The organism is Actinomadura craniellae, from assembly GCF_003289645.1.
Lineage (GTDB): Bacteria > Actinomycetota > Actinomycetes > Streptosporangiales > Streptosporangiaceae > Actinomadura_D > Actinomadura_D craniellae.
The window spans coordinates 1-16,394 of record NZ_QLYX01000008.1; the positions used below are offsets into that span (position 1 = coordinate 1).

The window sequence follows — 16,394 nt, forward strand, 5'->3', positions numbered from 1 at the left end:
TGGGGCACGAGGACCTCCTACGGGTGCGGAGTGGCTGTGTGGTAGCTCCACACCACACCTGGGAGGTCCTCCCTATTTCAACAACATCCGGCCCGTGTCGCCGTCACCAACGTCCATGAGCAGTACAGCTAGCCGCCCCTGCCTTTTGACCTAGCACCGCAGTTCCCGTGCGATTTTTTTCTTCCTCGTTAGGCGGATCGCGTCAGGGCGACGAGATGTGACGCCCAGAGGCGAAATCGAATCAAGAGTGCGGCGAAAAAGTAACCTACGAGACCCGGGGGTCAGTAACTTGTCACCATACGGTCAGCCATGATTATGCATCTTCGGTCGTCCGAAGCCTAGTTGTTTTGTCCGAAAACGCTACCGGGACGGCCCTGGAACGCGGTTTGCGTCGTAGGAACCGTCCCGGCGGGACGCGCAGCGATAGCGGAAGGTTGTCAGCCGATTCCTGTCCGATTTCGGTCAGGCGGCTTCGCGGGTGATGTCGGCTCCCATCATCGACAGCCGCTCGGCGATGTGAGCGTGCCCCCGGTCCAGGTAGTACGCCGAGGTGATCACGGTCTCGTCGCTGGCGGCCAGCCCGGCCAGCACTAGCGCGCTGCCGGTGCGCAGGTCGTGGGCGACCACTTCGGCGCCGCGCAGCGGGGTCGAGCCGTTCACCTTGGCCCGGTTGCCGTCGACCTCGATCGAGGCGCCCATTTTGGTCAGCTCCTCGGCCAGCTTGAACCGGCCGTCGAAGATGCGCTCGTAGATGTAGCTGGGCCCGTCCGCCAGGCAGGAGAGCGCCATGATCGGCGACTGCAGGTCGGTGGCGAAGCCCGGGTACTCATCGGTGATGACGTTGATCGGCCGCAGCGGGCGGTCGCGCCGGACCTGGAGCACGGCGCCCTCCTGGTGGAACTCCACGCCCATCTGCTCCAGCTTGTCGGCCGCCACCCCCAGGTGCTCCAGCGAGGCGCCGACCAGGCCCATCTCGCCACCGGTGATCGCGGCGGCCATCACGAACACGCCCGCGTCGATCCGGTCGGGCATGACCGTGTGCTCGACGGCGTGCAGCTCGTCGACACCCTCGACGGTGATGAAGCCGGTGCCGCCGCCCTTGATCTGCGCGCCCATCCGCTGCAGGATCTCGATGTTGTCCAGCACCTCGGGCTCGAGCGCGCAGTTCTTGATCAGCGTGGTGCCCTGGGCGAGCGCCGCCGCCATGATCAGGTTCTCGGTGCCGGTGTGCGACGGGGTGTCGCAGTAGAGCGTGGCGCCGCGCAGGTCGCCCGCCTTGATGTGGATCAGGCCGTCGCCGTTGTCGGCCACGTGCTCGGTGACGGTCGCGCCCATGCGCTTGAAACCGTTGTAGTGGAAGTCGAGGTTGCGACTGCCCAGGTTGCACCCGCCGACGCCCTCGATGACCGCCTCGCCGAGCCGGTGCAGCAGGGCCGGGACGAACAGGAACGAGCCGCGGAACCGGGAGGCGATGTCGGCCGGCAGCACGGGGCTGCTCAGCGTCGACGCATCGATCACCAGGGTGCGCTCGGCCTCGTGCAGTTCGGCCTTGGCGCCGATCGCCCGGGCCAGCTCGACCGCCCGTCGCACATCTTCGATGATCGGGACGTTCCGCAGCACCGTACGGCCCTTCGAGGCCATCAGCGAGGCTCCGATCATCGGCAGGACGGCGTTTTTGGCGCCCTGGACGAAGACGGTGCCCTGCAGTCGGTTGCCCCCACGCACGCGGTAACGAACCTCGTCGCCCATGCTCATGCCGCCTTGCTCCTTTGGATGCGGGTGAATATCGGTCTGCCTGATACCCGCCCGTTCTCCGCGGCGGGTCACGAGTGAGGCGCGCCCGGTCACCCAGTATCACACCGGGAGGTCGGTGAGGTGACCGGTTCGTCCCCCTTGCGCCTGCGTCTCGACTGGTTAGAGCTGAATCGCCCCGTAAAGGTTCGCCGTTTCCGCACGGCGATCGTGTGAGACGCGTCGCATCCTTGGACGTTTCTGTTGTCAGAGAACCTCGAACTAGATACTTCCCGCGGACGGCCCCCTGACGCGCGCCGCGTATCAGGTGAAGCGCCGGCCGGTGATCCGCTCGTACGCCTCGACGTACTTCGCCCGGGTCTGCCCGACGATCTCCGCGGGCAGCGGCGGCGGCGCCTCGCCCGAGTTCCGGTCCCAACCGGACTCCGGCGAGACCAGCCAGTCACGCACGAACTGCTTGTCGAAGGACGGCTGGCTTTGCCCCGGCCGCCACCCGTCCACCGGCCAGAACCGGGAGGAGTCGGGGGTCAGCACCTCGTCGGCGAGGATCAGCTCACCGTCCGGCGCCCGGCCCAGCTCGATCTTGGTGTCGGCGACGATGATGCCGCGCTCCTGGGCCAGCGCCGCGCCCCGGCGGTAGACCTCCAGCGTGATGTCGCGGAGCCGGGCGGCGAGATCGGCCCCCACCGCCGCCTCGACCTCGGCGAAGGTCATCGGCTCGTCGTGCGCGCCCACCGCCGCCTTGGTGGTGGGAGTGAAGATCGGTTCGGGCAGCTCGGACCCGTCCACCAGCCCCGGGGGCAGCCCGACCCCGCACACCGACCCGGCGCGGCGGTACTCGGCCAGCCCGGAGCCGGTCAGGTAGCCGCGCGCCACGCACTCCACCGGGACCATCTCCAGCCGCCGCACGACCACGGCCCGGCCGGCCCACTCCGCGGGCGCCCCCGGCGGCGGCTCGGTGGAGACCACATGGTTGGGCAGCACGTCCGCGAGCCGCTCGAACCACCACAGCGACAGCTGGGTGAGGACCCGCCCCTTGTCCGGGATCGGGGTGTCGAGCACGTGGTCGTACGCCGAGATCGTGTCGCGGGCGACCATGAGCAGGTCGCCGCCGGGCAGCTCGTACAGGTCCCGGACCTTGCCGCTGTGCAGGTGTTTCACTGGTACTCCAGGACTTCGACGGGATCCCCGGCCCGGAGCGGGCCGGGAATGCGGACCACCGCGTTCTGGCCGAACCTGATGCCCCGGTCGAAGGAGCGGTACGTCGCCAGGGTGCGCAGCGGTTCGCGGCCGCGCACGCCGGTGTCCTGGTCGGTGGTGGTGACGACGCACCGGGTGCACGACCTGACCATCTCGATCACCGCCGCGCCGATCCGCAGCAGCCGCACCCCGTCCTCGCCGTACGCGCCCAGCCCCGCCACCACCAGGTTGGGCCGGAACCGGTTCATCGGCAGGGGCGCGTCCAGCCGCGCGTTGAGGTCGGCCAGCGACTCGGCCGAGATCACCAGCAGCGGGTAGCCGTCGGCGAACGCCACCTCGCCGCCGCCCCGGCGGGTCGGCCGGTGCCCGGTGAACCGGACCAGCCGGCACCCGACGCCCAGCACGGCTTCGAACCAGCCGGCCGCGGCGTCGCCCTGGTCCACCCCCCGGCAGGTCGAGCGGTGCACGTAGACGTCCAGCACCGGGCCGCCGTCGGTCGCCGTGTGCGCCAGCGGCTCGACGTCCGGGGCGCCGACGGTCAGCTCCGCCCCGTCGTAGGCCGGGTGCAGCAGCGCCATCCCCGGCAGGTCGCGCTGCGAGAGGAACCGGCCCTCCGGGGTGACGAGCATGAACTCCCGGTCGTGCCGCAGACCGGTCGCCAGCAGGTCGGCCCGGTCGTGCGCGACGCCCCGTCCCCCCTTCAGCGGGAAGGCGGTCAGCTCGCGCAGCACGCCGTTCATCGCAGGGCGGACAGCCGGTCGAACACCGGGCCCAGCCGCTCGACGAACCGTTCGGGCCGGCACACCTCGTCCAGCCGGTCCTCGTCCAGCCGCTGCCCGGCCTCGGCGGCGTGCGACCGCAGCGTCTCGCGGAACGGGACGCCGGTCCGCCAGGTGTCCATCGCGGCCCGCTGGACCAGCGGGTACGCCTGGTCGTCGCGGGACATGCCCGCCTCGACCAGCTCCAGCAGCACGGTCGAGGTGTAGATCAGCCCGCCGGTGGAGTCGAGGTTGGCGCGCATCCGCGCGGCATCGACGACCAGCCCGGACATCAGCCGGTTCGTCAGGTGCAGCAGGTAGTCGGTGGCGACGGCCGCGTCGGGCAGCGCGATCCGCTCCACCGAGGAGTGCGAGATGTCGCGCTCGTGCCAGAGCGGGATGCCCTCCATCACCGGGACGATCTGCCCCCGGACGATGCGGGCCATGCCGCAGATGCGCTCCGACAGGATCGGGTTCTTCTTGTGCGGCATGGCCGAGGAGCCCTTCTGGCCCTTGCCGAACGCCTCCGACAGCTCGCGGACCTCGGTGCGCTGGCCGTGCCGCACCTCCAGCGCGATCGCCTCGCACACCGTGGCGACGATCGCCAGCGCCGAAACCCACTCGCTGATGCCATCACGGATCACCACCTGGGTGGAGACGTCGGCGGCCCGCAGCCCCAGCCGGTCGGCGACGTGCCGCTCCACCGCGGGGTCGATGTTGGAGTAGGTGCCGACCGCCCCGGAGATCGCCATCACGCCGACGGCCTCGCGCGCCCGGCGCAGCCGGTCACGGGAGCGGGCCATCGCGAACGCGAAGTCGGCCACCCGGTGCCCCCACACGTCCGGCTCGCCGTGGATGCCGTGCGTGCGGCCGACCCGCAGCGTGCCGCGGTGCTCCAGGGCGTGGTCGCGCAGCGTGCCGACCAGCGTGTCGGCCTTGTCCAGCAGGATGTCGGTGGCCTCGACGAGCTGGACGGCCAGCGCGGTGTCGAGCAGGTCCGAGGAGGTCATCCCGAAGTGGACGTACGCCGCCGCCTCGCGGGGCTCGGTGTTGTCGGCCCAGGCGGACAGGAACGCGATCACGTCGTGCTGGGTGACCGCCTCGATCTCGTCCACCCGCTCCGGAGTGGGCGGCGGCGCCTTGCGGACCGGCTCGACCACCTCGGCCGGGATGGTGCCCGCCGCGGCGTGCGCCTCGACCACCAGGGTCTCCACCTGGCACCAGAGCTCGTACTTGTGCGCGTCGCTCCAGACGCGTCCCATCTCCGGGAGGGTATAGCGCTCGATCACAGCCTGATTCTCCCAGGTCGCGACCGGTGCTTCGGCGACCCTCAGCCCGCGGCGGCGCGCAGCGCGATGTCGGTGCGGTGGTGCGAGCCGCGCAGCCGGACCTGCTCGACCGCCGCGTACGCGGCGGCGCGGGCCGCGGTGAGGTCGGCGCCGGTGCCGACCACGTTGACCACCCGGCCGCCGGCGCTCACCAGCAGGCCCTCGTCGAGGTCCAGCGCCGTACCGGCCTGCAGAACGTACGCCCCCGGCACCGCGGCGGCCTCGGGCAGCCCGGCGACCACGTCGCCCTTGACCGGGCCCTCCGGGTAGCCCTCGGCCGCGACGACCACGGTCACCGCCGCGCCCGGGTGCCACTCCAGCTCGGTCGCCGGGTCGAGGTTGCCGACCGCACACGCCTGGAGCAGGCCGGCCAGCGGGGTGGCCAGCCGGTCGAGCACCACCTGGGTCTCGGGGTCGCCGAACCGGGCGTTGAACTCGACCACCCGGACGCCCCGGGAGGTCAGCGCCAGCCCCGCGTACAGCACCCCCACATAGGGGGTCTGCCGTGCCCGCAGCTCCGCGATGGTGGGCCGGACGACCGTCTCCATCACCTCGTCGACCAGGCCGGGCGGGGCCCAGGGCAGCCCGGCCGAGGTGGTGTAGGCGCCCATGCCGCCGGTGTTGGGGCCCGCGTCGCCGTCGTAGGCGCGCTTGAAGTCCTGGGCGGGCAGCAGCGGGACGGCGTGCGCGCCGTCGCTCAGCGCGAACAGCGACACCTCGGGCCCGTCGAGGTACTCCTCGACGACCACCCGGTCGCAGCCGCGGGCGTGCTCGACCGCGGCGGCGCGGTCGGAGGTGACGACGACGCCCTTGCCGCCGGCCAGCCCGTCGTCCTTGACCACGTAGGGCGGGCCGAACTCGTCCAGGGCCGCCTCGACCTCGGCGCCGGACTCGCAGACGCGGGCGGCGGCGGTGGGCACCCCGGCGGCGGCCATGACCTCCTTGGCGAACGCCTTGGAGCCCTCGATGCGGGCGGCCTCACGGTCGGGGCCGAAGACGGGCACGCCCCGCCGGCGCAGCTCGTCGGCGACCCCGGCGACCAGCGGCGCCTCGGGACCGATCACCACCAGCTCGGGGCTGAGCCGCTGCGCCAGCTCGGCGGTGGCCACCGGGTCGGTGGGGTCGAGGACGTGGTTGTCGGCGATCTCCGCGGTGCCCGGGTTGCCCGGGGCGCAGTGGAGCATGGTGACGGCCGGGTCGCGGTGCAGGGCGCGGGCGAGCGCGTGCTCGCGGCCACCTGATCCGAGGAGGAGAACTCGCACGTGACGGGAGCCTAGCGTGCCAGGCGGAAAGTCGCGGTTGGTCGCGCGAGGCGGCCGCGTCCGGGGGGTTCCGGGGGTGAGGTAAACCTCCTCGATGCCCGGAGCGTCTTCAAGTACGGCTGATAGCCTGGCGAGAGCCGATGCCTGACGTCCTGCGAGTGAAGGAGGTGGTCGGAGATGAGTTCTGGTGATCCTTGCAGTACCGCCGAGATCCCGCATAGTCCCGAGCGGACAGCTCTTCCGTCCGCCCCAACTCGGCGTCCGGCCACCTCGCCCGCGCGCTCCTCCCGCTGATCCGGGTCGCTTCGGCCCGTTGATCCGGAGGCCGCGGCATGGCCGGCGGTTAAGGAGTCCACGATGGCCATGACACGTGTGCGCCCCGGTCGCGGGGCGATGGCATTGCTGAAGCCGCTGGGCCGCCCCGTACGGCCGGTTCCCGACCCGGGCCCGCCCCGCTCGGCGGTGATCGACTGGGCTGTCTACATCGACGGACACCGCATCTGCACCGGCAGCGTCTCCGACGCCGTGCGGCTGGTCCGCGACGGCGAGCTCACCACCAACGGCGCCCGCACCGGCCCCCGCCCGGAGGCCGGCGACGAGCAGAGCGCCGGCTTCGTCTGGGTCGGCCTGCACGAGCCCGACGCGGCCGAACTGGAGCGGTTGGCCGAAGTGTTCGGCCTGCACCCGTTGGCGGTCGAGGACGCCGTGCACGCCCACCAGCGGCCCAAGCTCGAACGGTACGACGGCGTCCAGTTCCTGGTGATGAAGACCGTCGGCTACGTCGAGCGTGGCCCGGACGGCGCCGAGGTCGTCGAGACCGGCGAAGTAATGATCTTCTGTGGGTCCGACTTCGTGGTGACCGTGCGGCACGGCGCGCACGGCGAGCTGGGGTCGGTGCGCGCGGCGCTGGAGGCCGACCCCGAGCGGTTGATGCTCGGCCCCGCGGCCGTGCTGCACGCGGTCGCCGACCGGGTGGTCGACGGCTACGTGTCGGTGGCCGGCGCGGTCCAGGAGGACATCGACGAGGTCGAGGAGGCCGTCTTCTCGCCGGGGCGCAGCAACGAGGCGGGGCGCATCTACCGGCTCAAGCGCGAGGTCATCCACCTCAAGCGGGCCGTCGGGCCGCTGGCCGGGCCGCTGCACACGCTGGCCAACCGCCGGTTCGTGCCCGGGGAGATCCGGGAGTACCTGCGCGATGTGGAAGATCACCTGACCCGGGTACGCGAGCAGGTCGACTCCTGTGAGGAACTGCTCAACCCGATCCTCCAGGCGCACCTGACCGCGGTCACCGTCGCCGACAACCAGGACATGCGCAAGATCTCCGCCTGGGGCGCGATCCTGATGCTGCCGACCGCCATCGCGGGCATCTACGGCATGAACTTCGAGGGCATGCCGGGGCTGCGGTCGGAGCTCGGCTTCCCGCTCGTCTTCATGGCCATCGTCTTCTCCTGCCTCTTCCTGCACCGCGGGTTCCGCCGCAGCGGCTGGCTCTGACCCGCCGCCCCCCGCGGGGCTTGACAGCCGTGGCACCGGCACCGGCGTGGCCGATACTGGCGACGAACTTGGACTTTCGGCGCTCCGGCTGGTCTCCTGTCAGGAACCCGGCCCGGTCCTGACCCAGGGGAGCTGACTGATGCGCCGATCCGTGAAGGAAGCCGTGGCGGTCCTGGGGGCCGGCATGGTCGCCATCGCGCTCGTGGGGGCGGGCGCCGTGTGGTTCCTGAACCGCGGCGAGGGGCCCGAGGACACCGCGCAGCGGTACGTGGCCGCATGGCAGCGCGGCGACTTCGCCGCGATGCGCACCCTGACCGCCGACCCGCCCGCCGACCTGGAGTCGCGGCTGCGGCGGCTGCGCGACGACCTCGGCGCCGTCGGGCAGCGCTACCGGGTCATCTCGGTCGGCGACGCCGAGGACGGCCGGGCCGGCGGATCCTACGGCGCCGACCTCACGCTGGCCGGCAACCGGACCTGGTCCTACCAGGGGAGGCTGGCCTTCACCGAGCGGGACGGGAAGTGGCTGGTGGCCTGGTCACCGCAGACCCTGCACCCCGACCTGCAGGAGGGCCGGCGGCTGCGGGTGGCCCGGGCCTGGCCCGACCGCGCCGGGATCGAGGCCGCCGACGGCAGCGACCTGCGCACCTCGCCCTCCGGCTCGGCCCGGCAACTCGCCGGGACGGTCGGTTCGGCGGACGACGACGCCGTGAGCGCGTTCGGCGCGCCCTACCAGGTGGGCAACCGGGTGGGGACCGACGGCCTGGAACGCCAGTACGAGCGGCAACTGGCCGGCACCCCGGCGCTCGCGGTCCAGGTGTTCGCGCCCGACGGGACCGTCGTGAAGACCCTGCAACGCTTCGGCGGGGCCGCGGGGAAGCCGCTGCGGACGACCATCGACCCGAAGACGCAGCAGGCGGCCGGGCAGGCCCTCACCACGCTGGCGGAACCCGCCTCGCTGGTCGCCCTGCGCCCCTCCACCGGCGAAGTCCTCGCCGTCGCCTACAAGCCCGGTGACTACAACCGGGCGTTCATGGGCCAGTACCCGCCCGGCTCGACCTTCAAGGTGATCACCGCCGCGGCGCTGGTCGCCGACGGGATGGCCCCGACGACCCGCGTCGCCTGCCCGGCCCGGGCCAACATCGGGGGGCGCGTCTTCAAGAACTACAAGTTCGAGGACTTCGGCTCCGTCCCGTTCCGGGAGGCGTTCGCGCACTCGTGCAACACCACCTTCGCCCGGCTCGCCGTGGACCGGCTGGGCGAGCGGAGGCTCACCCAGGTGGCCGCCCAGTTCGGCTTCAACGCCCCGATCGTCGCCGGGCTGCCCGCGGCGCGCGCCGAGTTCCCGCGGACCGCGGACGCCACCGCCCTCGCGGCCGCCTCGTTCGGCCAGGGGAAGGTGCTGACCAGCCCGCTGAACATGGCGAGCGTGGCGGCGGCGGCCGCGTCCGGAACCTGGCGCTCGCCCCGCCTGGTCGATGCCGCTCTGGCGGCGCGGGCCCTGGACGCCAAGGGCCGCAAACCCGAACCGCCGCACCGGCTGGAGCCGGCCGTCGCACGGGCACTGCGCACCCTCATGCCGGCGGTGGTCAGCGAGGGCACCGCCGCCGACGTCGACTTCCCGAGCGGCACGGCCGGCAAGACCGGCACCGCCGAGTACGGGTCCGGCGACGACCCGCCGACCCACGCGTGGTTCATCGGCTACCGGGGCGACCTGGCCTTCGCCGTGGTGGTGGAGGGCGGCGGCACCGGGGCCGGGGCCGCGGCCCCCGTCGCGGCCCGCTTCCTGCGCGCGCTGTGACGCTCGCCTCCGGAAGAGCCGGGACGGCCGCCGCCGCCCGATCGTCCTGGGTGGATGATCGGCGTTGCCGGAAGCCGCCTCCCGTGCGCCGTACCGCTCAGGGGGCGGTGGCGGGCCGGCGGGCGGGGCTGGCGGCCGGGACGGGCAGGCCGTGCGCGGCCAGCACGTGGTGCAGCCGGTCGGGGTAGTCGGTGACGATCGCGTCCACGCCGTGGTCGATGAAGCGGGCCATGTCGGCGGTGTCGTTGACCGTCCAGACGGCGACCGGTAGCTCCCGCAACCGCGCGTCGCGGACCAGTTCCGCGGTGACCAGCGGGTGGTGCGGCGAGAGCACCGTGGCGCCGAGCTCGACCGCTCCCGCCAGGTAGTCGGCGGGACGGTGGCCGGCCAGCCAGGCGGAACCCTCGGCCAGGGTCTTCCGCTCGACCAGGGCGACGCGCTCGACCCCGGGGGCGTACCGGCGGGCCGCGACCAGCACCCGCCAGTCGAAGGCGAGCAGCCGGGCCCGCCAGGACCAGCCGGCCGGGTCCAGCACCTCGGCGACCGCCGCCACGAAACGGTCGATCTCGGCGCCGCTCCAGCCCGGGTCGGTCTTGAGTTCCACGGCCAGCCGGACCCGGCCGGTGTCGTGCCGCTCCACCAGCGCGCAGACCTCCGACAGCAGCGGCAGCCCGGTGCCCGGTAGCGGAAGCTGGGTGAGGAGGAAGGGGTCGGCGTCGTCGGCGCGCCGCACCCCCGCGTCCACCGTGCGGATCTGGTCCAGCGTCAGGTCGCGGATCGGCCGGCCCACGTAGGGGTAGCCCGGGTCGCCGGGCCGGGCGGGCCCGGTGTCGGTGGTCGTCACGGCCGACAGTTCCTGGTCGTGGTGGACCACCACGGCGCCGTCCGCGGTGATGCCGACGTCGAGTTCGAGGGCGTCGACGCCGATCTCCAGCGCGTGGGCGAACCCGGGCAGGGTGTTCTCCGGACGGAGGCCGCGCGCTCCTCGATGGCCGTGCACCTCGACCCGGCCGATCCTGCTCACCATGGGCGGGACATTACGGGGAGTGATGAAACCTCCCCCGAGCGGCCGGTTACGGCCATCACAACGGTCACCTACGCCACAGTAGACACTGGTCGTCGCTGATCACGACCGGGGAACCCCGATAGACCGGTCCATGTGGCGAGAGGCACACTCGGGGCACCCCATCACCGTCCGTGTCGGGTTTCTCAGATGAGCGGGCGCAGGGTGAGGGTCTGGTCGCGGCCCGGACCGACGCCGATCGCCGAGATCCGCGCCCCGGACATCTCCTCCAGCCGCCGCACGTACGCCTGCGCGTTCTTGGGCAGGTCGTCGAAGGTCCGGGCGCCGGAGATGTCCTCCTTCCAGCCGTCGAGGTGCTCCAGCACCGGCTTGGCGTGGTGGAAGTCGGTCTGCGAGGCGGGCATCTCGTCGTGCCGGACGCCGTCGACCTCGTACGCCACGCAGACCGGCACCTTCTCCAGGCCCGACAGCACGTCCAGCTTGGTCAGGAAGTAGTCGGTGACGCCGTTGACCCGGGTGGCGTACCGCGCGATCACCGCGTCGAACCAGCCGCAGCGGCGGTCGCGCCCGGTGGTCACGCCGTACTCGCCGCCGGTGGTGCGCAGGTACTCGCCCATCTCGTCGAGCAGCTCGGTCGGGAACGGCCCCGAGCCGACCCGGGTGGTGTACGCCTTCAGGATGCCGAGCACCCGGGTGACCTTGGTGGGGCCGACGCCCGAGCCGGAGCAGGCCCCGCCCGCCGTGGGGCTGGAGGACGTCACGAAGGGGTAGGTGCCGTGGTCGACGTCGAGCAGGGTGCCCTGGGCGCCCTCCAGCAGCACCACCTTGCCGTCGTCGAGCGCCCGGTTGAGCACCAGCGTGGTGTCGGCGACGTACGGCCTGAGCCGCTCGCCGTACTCGACGTACTCCTGCACGATCGGGGAGGCCTCGATGCGGCGCCGGTTGTAGACCTTGGTGAGGATCTGGTTCTTGTCGCGGAGCGCGAGTTCCAGCTTCTGGGCCAGGATGTTGCGGTCGAACAGGTCCTGGACCCGGACGCCCATTCGGGTGATCTTGTCGGCGTAGGCGGGGCCGATGCCGCGCCCGGTGGTGCCGATCCGCGCCTTGCCCAGGTACCGCTCGGTGACCTTGTCGAGGGCCCGGTGGTGGGGCATGATCAGGTGCGCGTCGGCCGAGATCAGCAGGCGTTCACAGGAGACGCCGCGCTCCTTCAGCCCGTCGATCTCGTCCAGCAGCACCTTGGGGTCGATCACCACCCCGTTGCCGATCACGGGCACGACGTCGGGTGACAGCACTCCCGAGGGCAGCAGGTGCAGGGCGTAGCTCTGGTCGCCGATGACCACGGTGTGCCCGGCGTTGTTACCGCCCTGGTAGCGCACCACGTAGTCGACATCGCCCCCGAGCAGGTCGGTGGCCTTTCCCTTGCCCTCGTCTCCCCACTGAGCCCCGACAAGCACGATGGCCGGCATCAGACGGTCTCCCTTTGACTCGCTCGCGTGGCCGGGGGTGTCCCGCACACGCCGAAAGACCCCTGATCGCAAGCGCGACAGGGGCCTCTTGCGGTCGAATAGTACCCGGACCTGGGGCCGGTAGAAACCGAAGACAAATGGCTCGTCTTAGATAAAACGCCTTCTTCGGTAAGAAAGCGGTCAGGCGCCGAGCTCGTCGGCCGCGGTGGCGCTGCTGTCACGCAGGAACGTCCTGCAGCGCTCGGCCTCGGCGTCCTCCCCGATCGCCGCGGCGGCGCGCCCCAGGGCGTGCAGCGCGCGCAGGAAGCCCTGGTTGGCCTCGTGCTCCCAGGGCACCGGGCCGTGACCCTTCCAGCCCGCCCGGCGCAGCGCGTCCAGACCCCGGTGGTAGCCGGTGCGCGCGTAGGCGTACGACTCGATCACGTTGCCGGCGGTGAACGCGCGGTCGGCGAGCGCGGCCCAGGCGGCCGGGTACTCCGGGTGCCGGGCGGCGACCTCCTCGGGCGGCACTCCCCGGTCCAGGGCCGCGCGGGCCTCGGCGTTGTCGGGCAGTTCAGTGGGAGGCGGGCCGCCGAGCAGGTTCTGGGTCATGGGGTCATGGTAGGCGGGCGCACCCCGGCGGGTACGGACAAGCCCCCTTCCCGGCCTGGGAAGGGGGCTGCCGGACGAACTCAGCCGAGGCGCTTGCCGGCCGACATCAGGTCCTCGCACGCGGTCACGACGCGGGCGGCCATCGCGGTCTCGGCGGCCTTGCCGTAGGAGCGCGGGTCGTACTGCTTCTTGTTGCCGACCTCGCCGTCGACCTTGAGCACGCCGTCGTAGTTGCGGAACATGTGCTCGGCGATCGGGCGGGTGAAGGCGTACTGGGTGTCGGTGTCGACGTTCATCTTGATGACGCCGTACGAGATGGCCTCGCGGATCTCCTCCTGGGAGGAGCCGGAGCCGCCGTGGAAGACCAGGTCGAACGGGCGCTCCTTGCCGTACTTGGCGCCCACCGCGTCCTGGATCTCCTTGAGCACCTCGGGCCGCAGCTTGACCGCGCCCGGCTTGTAGACGCCGTGCACGTTGCCGAAGGTCGCCGCCAGGATGTAGCGGCCCTTCTCACCCAGCCCGACGGCCTCGGCGGTGGCCAGGGCGTCCTCGGACGTGGTGTACAGCTTCTCGTTGATCTCGTGGGCGACGCCGTCTTCCTCGCCGCCGACCACGCCGATCTCCATCTCCATGATCACGCGGGCCTTGGCGCACTCCTCGATGAGCTCGGCCGCGATGGCCAGGTTCTCGTCCAGCGGAACCGCCGAGCCGTCCCACATGTGGGACTGGAACAGCGGCTCCTCGCCGCGCGCCACCCGCTCCTGGGAGATCTTGACCAGCGGGCGCATGAAGCCGTCCAGCTTGTCCTTGGGGCAGTGGTCGGTGTGCAGCGCGATGTTCACCGGGTACTCGGCGGCCACCACCCGGGCGTACTCGGCGAGCGCCACCGAGCCCACGACCATGTCCTTCACCGTGGAACCGGACAGGTAGTCGGCGCCGCCGGTGGAGACCTGGACGATGCCGTCGCTCTCGGCCTCGGCGAAGCCGCGCAGCGCCGCGTTGAGGGTCTGGCTTGACGTCACATTGATGGCTGGGTAGGCGAAACCTGCACGCTTCGCACGGTCGAGCATCTCCGCATAGGCCTCTGGGGTCGCGATGGGCATCTCTAATGTCCTTTCGTGCGCGTCGCTGTGCCGTGCGGGCTTCCGGCACGATGTCGCCCCCGGCGGATGCCGGCGGACGCGTGGCCGGGCGCAATGTGCCGCCCACCACAAGTTATCTCGAAAATCCATGGCGGGTCATCGCGCCCCCCGCTGTGTTCCGGTATCGCCCAACAAGGCGTAACAGGCGGAAAGCTCCATCGCAGCCCGGTACGCTCGACGGGTGGATCTCGCGTTCAACCCCATTGACCCGACCGCCTGGCTTCAGATTTTCGGAGCTTTCGCGACGATCGGGGTGCTACTGATCATCTTTGCCGAGACAGGGCTGCTCTTCGGAGTGATCCTGCCCGGCGACTCCCTGCTGTTCACCGCGGGGATCCTCACCACGGTCAATGAGATCAACGGGGTGGAGTTCCAGGAGCTGTCGCTGCCGGCGCTGCTCATCGGCGGGCCGATCGCCGCGATCAGCGGCGCCCAGCTCGGGCACTGGCTGGGCGCGAAATACGGGCGAAGACTGTTCGACCGCCCCGATTCACGAATCTTCCGCCAGGAGTGGGTCGAGAAGGCCGAGCACTACTTCAACACCTTCGGCCCGGCCCGGGCCGTGGTCATCGCCAGGTTCATCCCGATCGTGCGGACGTTCCTCAACCCGCTGGCCGGGATGCTCGGCATGCCCGCCAAGAAGTTCTTCATGTGGAACGTCATCGGCGGCATCTTGTGGACCGACGGCCTGTTCCTGCTGGGCCACTTCCTCGGCGAGAGCGTGCCGCACATCGACCGCTACATCCTGCCTGGTGTGGCCGTCATCATCGTCCTCTCGGTCATCCCGATCCTCCGCGAGGTGCTCAAGGGTCGCCGCCAGGGAAAGCGCGAGCCAGGCAACGGTACGAATAAGAATGGCTCTGACGAGTCACGTCCGTCGCTCAGCGGTGATAGTTCTCGCTAACCTCCCCATGTGGGACGTCATCGGTCGGACCCTCGAGGTCTAGCGCGCATATTGATCGCGGTACTCGCCGTAGCCGCGGTGCTCACGCTTCTCCTCGTGGGCGGGACGGCGCTTGTCAGCGCGCTGACCTCCGGCCCGGCGCAGGTGAGCCAGAGCCCGACACCGGTCAGCAGTCCGTCGCCGAGCAGGCCGGCGACCCCGGCCCCCGCCCCGTCGCCCGGCGGTGAACCCGTGGGGAACGACCTGCCGCTGCGGATCAGGGTTCTGGCCACGACGACGGTGCTGGTCAAGGTCGCCGACTCGGGCGAGATCCTGTACAGCGGCGTGCTGGCCCCCGGCGACGTACGGCAGTACTCGCAGACCCCGCTCGACGTGGTCGCGGCCAACGGGGCGGCGCTCCAGGTCACGATCTACGGCAAGGTGCAGGCCGCCAAACCGGCGAACCAGCGCGGCGGATGGTTCGTCCCCGAGCAGTGAGGCACCCGCCTCGCCGCTGCCCGGCCGGAGTTCCGGCCGGGCCCGGCGGTGTGTCAGACGCCCAGATCGGCGGTCGTGTAGGCGGAGCGGTACGCCAGTCCCGCCGCGGCGATGCGGTCGGCGGCCCCGCGCTCGACGATGGTCGCCACCCCGACCACTTCAGCCCCCTCGGCGCGCAGCGCCTCCACCGCGGTGAGCACCGACCCGCCGGTGGTGGAGGTGTCCTCCACGGCGAGCACCCGGCGGCCGGCCACCTCGGGGCCCTCCACCCGGCGTTGCAGCCCGTGCGCCTTGCCGGCCTTGCGGACCACGAACGCGTCCAGGTGCCGGCCGCGCGCCGCCGCGGCGTGCAGCATGGCGGCGGCCACCGGGTCGGCGCCCAGGGTCAGCCCGCCCACGGCGTCGTAGCCGAGGTCCTCGGTCAGATCCAGCATGACCCGCCCGACCAGCGGCGCCGCCCGGCCGTCCAGCGTGACCCGGCGCAGGTCGACGTACCAGGAGGCGCGCTCACCCGACGACAGCACGAAGTCACCGTGCACGACGGCCTTGGTCCTGATCTCTTTCAGCAGGTCTTCTCGATCGCTCACGTACGGAACCCTACGCGGCCCCGTTCCCTCCCCATGCGGGCGATCCAGGCATACCGGGCGGGATGTCCAGGAGAGGTGCTCGCATGACGCCAGGAACGCTGGTGCTGCTGCACGCCCCCTACGCCACGGCGGCGGCCTGGGGCGAGTTGCCGGAGCTGCTGCGCGACCAGGGGCTCGACGTGGTGGCGCCCGACGTGCGGGACGGCAGCGGGATCCGGTACGTGGGGCGGGCCGCACTGGTGATCGCGGCCACCGCGCCCACCCCACCCCTGGTGCTCGTCGGGCGGGGCGGGGCCGGGCCGCTGCTGCCCGCGGTGGCGGCGGCGCAGCGGGCCGCGCACCGGCAGGTGGGCGCCTACGTCTTCTTCGACGCGGAACTGCCCCGGCCGCGGCGGGGGCACGACCACGTTCCGGGGGTGGAGCAGGAGCCACAGGTGCCGGCCGACTGGCCGGAGGCGCCCTGCGGGTACCTGCGCACCGCCGACCGGTACGAGCAGGAGGCGCGGCAGGCGGAGCTGCGCGGCTGGCCGGTGACCCGGCAGCAGGCTCCGGTGAGCGTCCCGGGACGGATCTGCCGGCCGCTTCGGGAGCTCATCAGCGCCCTGTGA

Annotated in this window: 15 protein-coding genes; 5 read left to right on the forward strand and 10 right to left on the reverse strand. The window is 71.7% G+C overall.

The window, feature by feature from the left end:
* Nucleotides 1-462: 462 nt before the first annotated feature.
* From murA to purD, 5 genes are all read right to left on the reverse strand, one after another.
* A complete protein-coding gene (gene murA, locus DPM19_RS17950; RefSeq protein WP_111869102.1) occupies nucleotides 463-1,755 on the reverse strand; it encodes a UDP-N-acetylglucosamine 1-carboxyvinyltransferase in 1,293 nt (430 codons plus the stop codon).
* 300 nt (nucleotides 1,756-2,055) lie between these two features.
* Nucleotides 2,056-2,913, reverse strand: coding sequence for a phosphoribosylaminoimidazolesuccinocarboxamide synthase (locus tag DPM19_RS17955; protein ID WP_111869103.1), 858 nt, complete (start codon nucleotides 2,911-2,913; stop codon nucleotides 2,056-2,058).
* Nucleotides 2,910-3,692 carry an MOSC domain-containing protein gene (locus tag DPM19_RS17960; protein ID WP_111869104.1) on the reverse strand — a complete coding sequence of 261 codons (783 nt, stop codon included), beginning with the start codon at nucleotides 3,690-3,692 and terminating at the stop codon, nucleotides 2,910-2,912. The genes DPM19_RS17955 and DPM19_RS17960 overlap by 4 nt, the downstream gene beginning before the upstream one ends.
* A complete protein-coding gene (purB, locus tag DPM19_RS17965) occupies nucleotides 3,689-4,999 on the reverse strand; it encodes an adenylosuccinate lyase (protein WP_111869105.1) in 1,311 nt (436 codons plus the stop codon). Before purB ends, DPM19_RS17960 begins: the two co-directional genes overlap by 4 nt.
* A 41-nt stretch (nucleotides 5,000-5,040) precedes the next feature.
* Nucleotides 5,041-6,300, reverse strand: a complete 1,260-nt coding sequence (gene purD / locus DPM19_RS17970) for a phosphoribosylamine--glycine ligase (RefSeq protein WP_111869106.1) — start codon at nucleotides 6,298-6,300, stop codon at nucleotides 5,041-5,043.
* 357 nt (nucleotides 6,301-6,657) lie between these two features.
* Here purD and DPM19_RS17975 point away from each other — a divergent pair, with 357 nt between their 5' ends.
* Together DPM19_RS17975 and DPM19_RS17980 are read left to right on the forward strand one after the other, a co-directional pair.
* The gene (locus tag DPM19_RS17975; protein ID WP_111869107.1) at nucleotides 6,658-7,794 is read left to right on the forward strand and encodes a magnesium and cobalt transport protein CorA; all 1,137 of its coding nucleotides are present in this window, start codon (nucleotides 6,658-6,660) and stop codon (nucleotides 7,792-7,794) included.
* A gap of 139 nt (nucleotides 7,795-7,933) precedes the next feature.
* Nucleotides 7,934-9,592 (forward strand): penicillin-binding transpeptidase domain-containing protein, encoded by a 1,659-nt coding sequence (locus DPM19_RS17980; protein ID WP_233510326.1) that lies wholly within the window; start codon nucleotides 7,934-7,936, stop codon nucleotides 9,590-9,592.
* A 97-nt stretch (nucleotides 9,593-9,689) separates the two neighbouring features.
* Here DPM19_RS17980 and DPM19_RS17985 read toward each other — a convergent pair whose 3' ends face one another.
* From DPM19_RS17985 to fbaA, 4 genes are all read right to left on the reverse strand, one after another.
* Nucleotides 9,690-10,619, reverse strand: coding sequence for a glycerophosphodiester phosphodiesterase family protein (locus DPM19_RS17985; protein WP_111869108.1), 930 nt, complete (start codon nucleotides 10,617-10,619; stop codon nucleotides 9,690-9,692).
* Between the two features lie 182 nt (nucleotides 10,620-10,801).
* Entirely contained in the window at nucleotides 10,802-12,085 is a 1,284-nt protein-coding gene (locus tag DPM19_RS17990; protein WP_111869109.1) for an adenylosuccinate synthase, read from the reverse strand.
* A 180-nt stretch (nucleotides 12,086-12,265) separates the two neighbouring features.
* Nucleotides 12,266-12,676, reverse strand: coding sequence for a DUF3151 domain-containing protein (locus DPM19_RS17995; RefSeq protein ID WP_111869110.1), 411 nt, complete (start codon nucleotides 12,674-12,676; stop codon nucleotides 12,266-12,268).
* A gap of 80 nt (nucleotides 12,677-12,756) precedes the next feature.
* Nucleotides 12,757-13,779, reverse strand: a complete 1,023-nt coding sequence (fbaA, locus tag DPM19_RS18000) for a class II fructose-bisphosphate aldolase (RefSeq protein WP_111869111.1) — start codon at nucleotides 13,777-13,779, stop codon at nucleotides 12,757-12,759.
* 220 nt (nucleotides 13,780-13,999) lie between these two features.
* Between fbaA and DPM19_RS18005 the strand changes: the two genes are divergently transcribed.
* The gene (locus DPM19_RS18005; protein ID WP_111869112.1) at nucleotides 14,000-14,722 is read left to right on the forward strand and encodes a DedA family protein; all 723 of its coding nucleotides are present in this window, start codon (nucleotides 14,000-14,002) and stop codon (nucleotides 14,720-14,722) included.
* Nucleotides 14,723-14,800: 78 nt separating this feature from the next.
* Complete coding sequence (locus DPM19_RS18010; protein WP_233510334.1) at nucleotides 14,801-15,199, forward strand: RodZ domain-containing protein; 399 nt, start codon at nucleotides 14,801-14,803, stop codon at nucleotides 15,197-15,199.
* A 53-nt stretch (nucleotides 15,200-15,252) separates the two neighbouring features.
* Here the strand turns inward: DPM19_RS18010 and pyrE are convergent, their stop codons facing one another.
* Nucleotides 15,253-15,786, reverse strand: a complete 534-nt coding sequence (gene pyrE / locus DPM19_RS18015; protein ID WP_111869114.1) for an orotate phosphoribosyltransferase — start codon at nucleotides 15,784-15,786, stop codon at nucleotides 15,253-15,255.
* Nucleotides 15,787-15,869: 83 nt separating this feature from the next.
* On the opposite strand from pyrE, the gene DPM19_RS18020 reads away from it, so the two are divergent.
* Nucleotides 15,870-16,394, forward strand: coding sequence for a hypothetical protein (locus DPM19_RS18020; protein WP_111869115.1), 525 nt, complete (start codon nucleotides 15,870-15,872; stop codon nucleotides 16,392-16,394).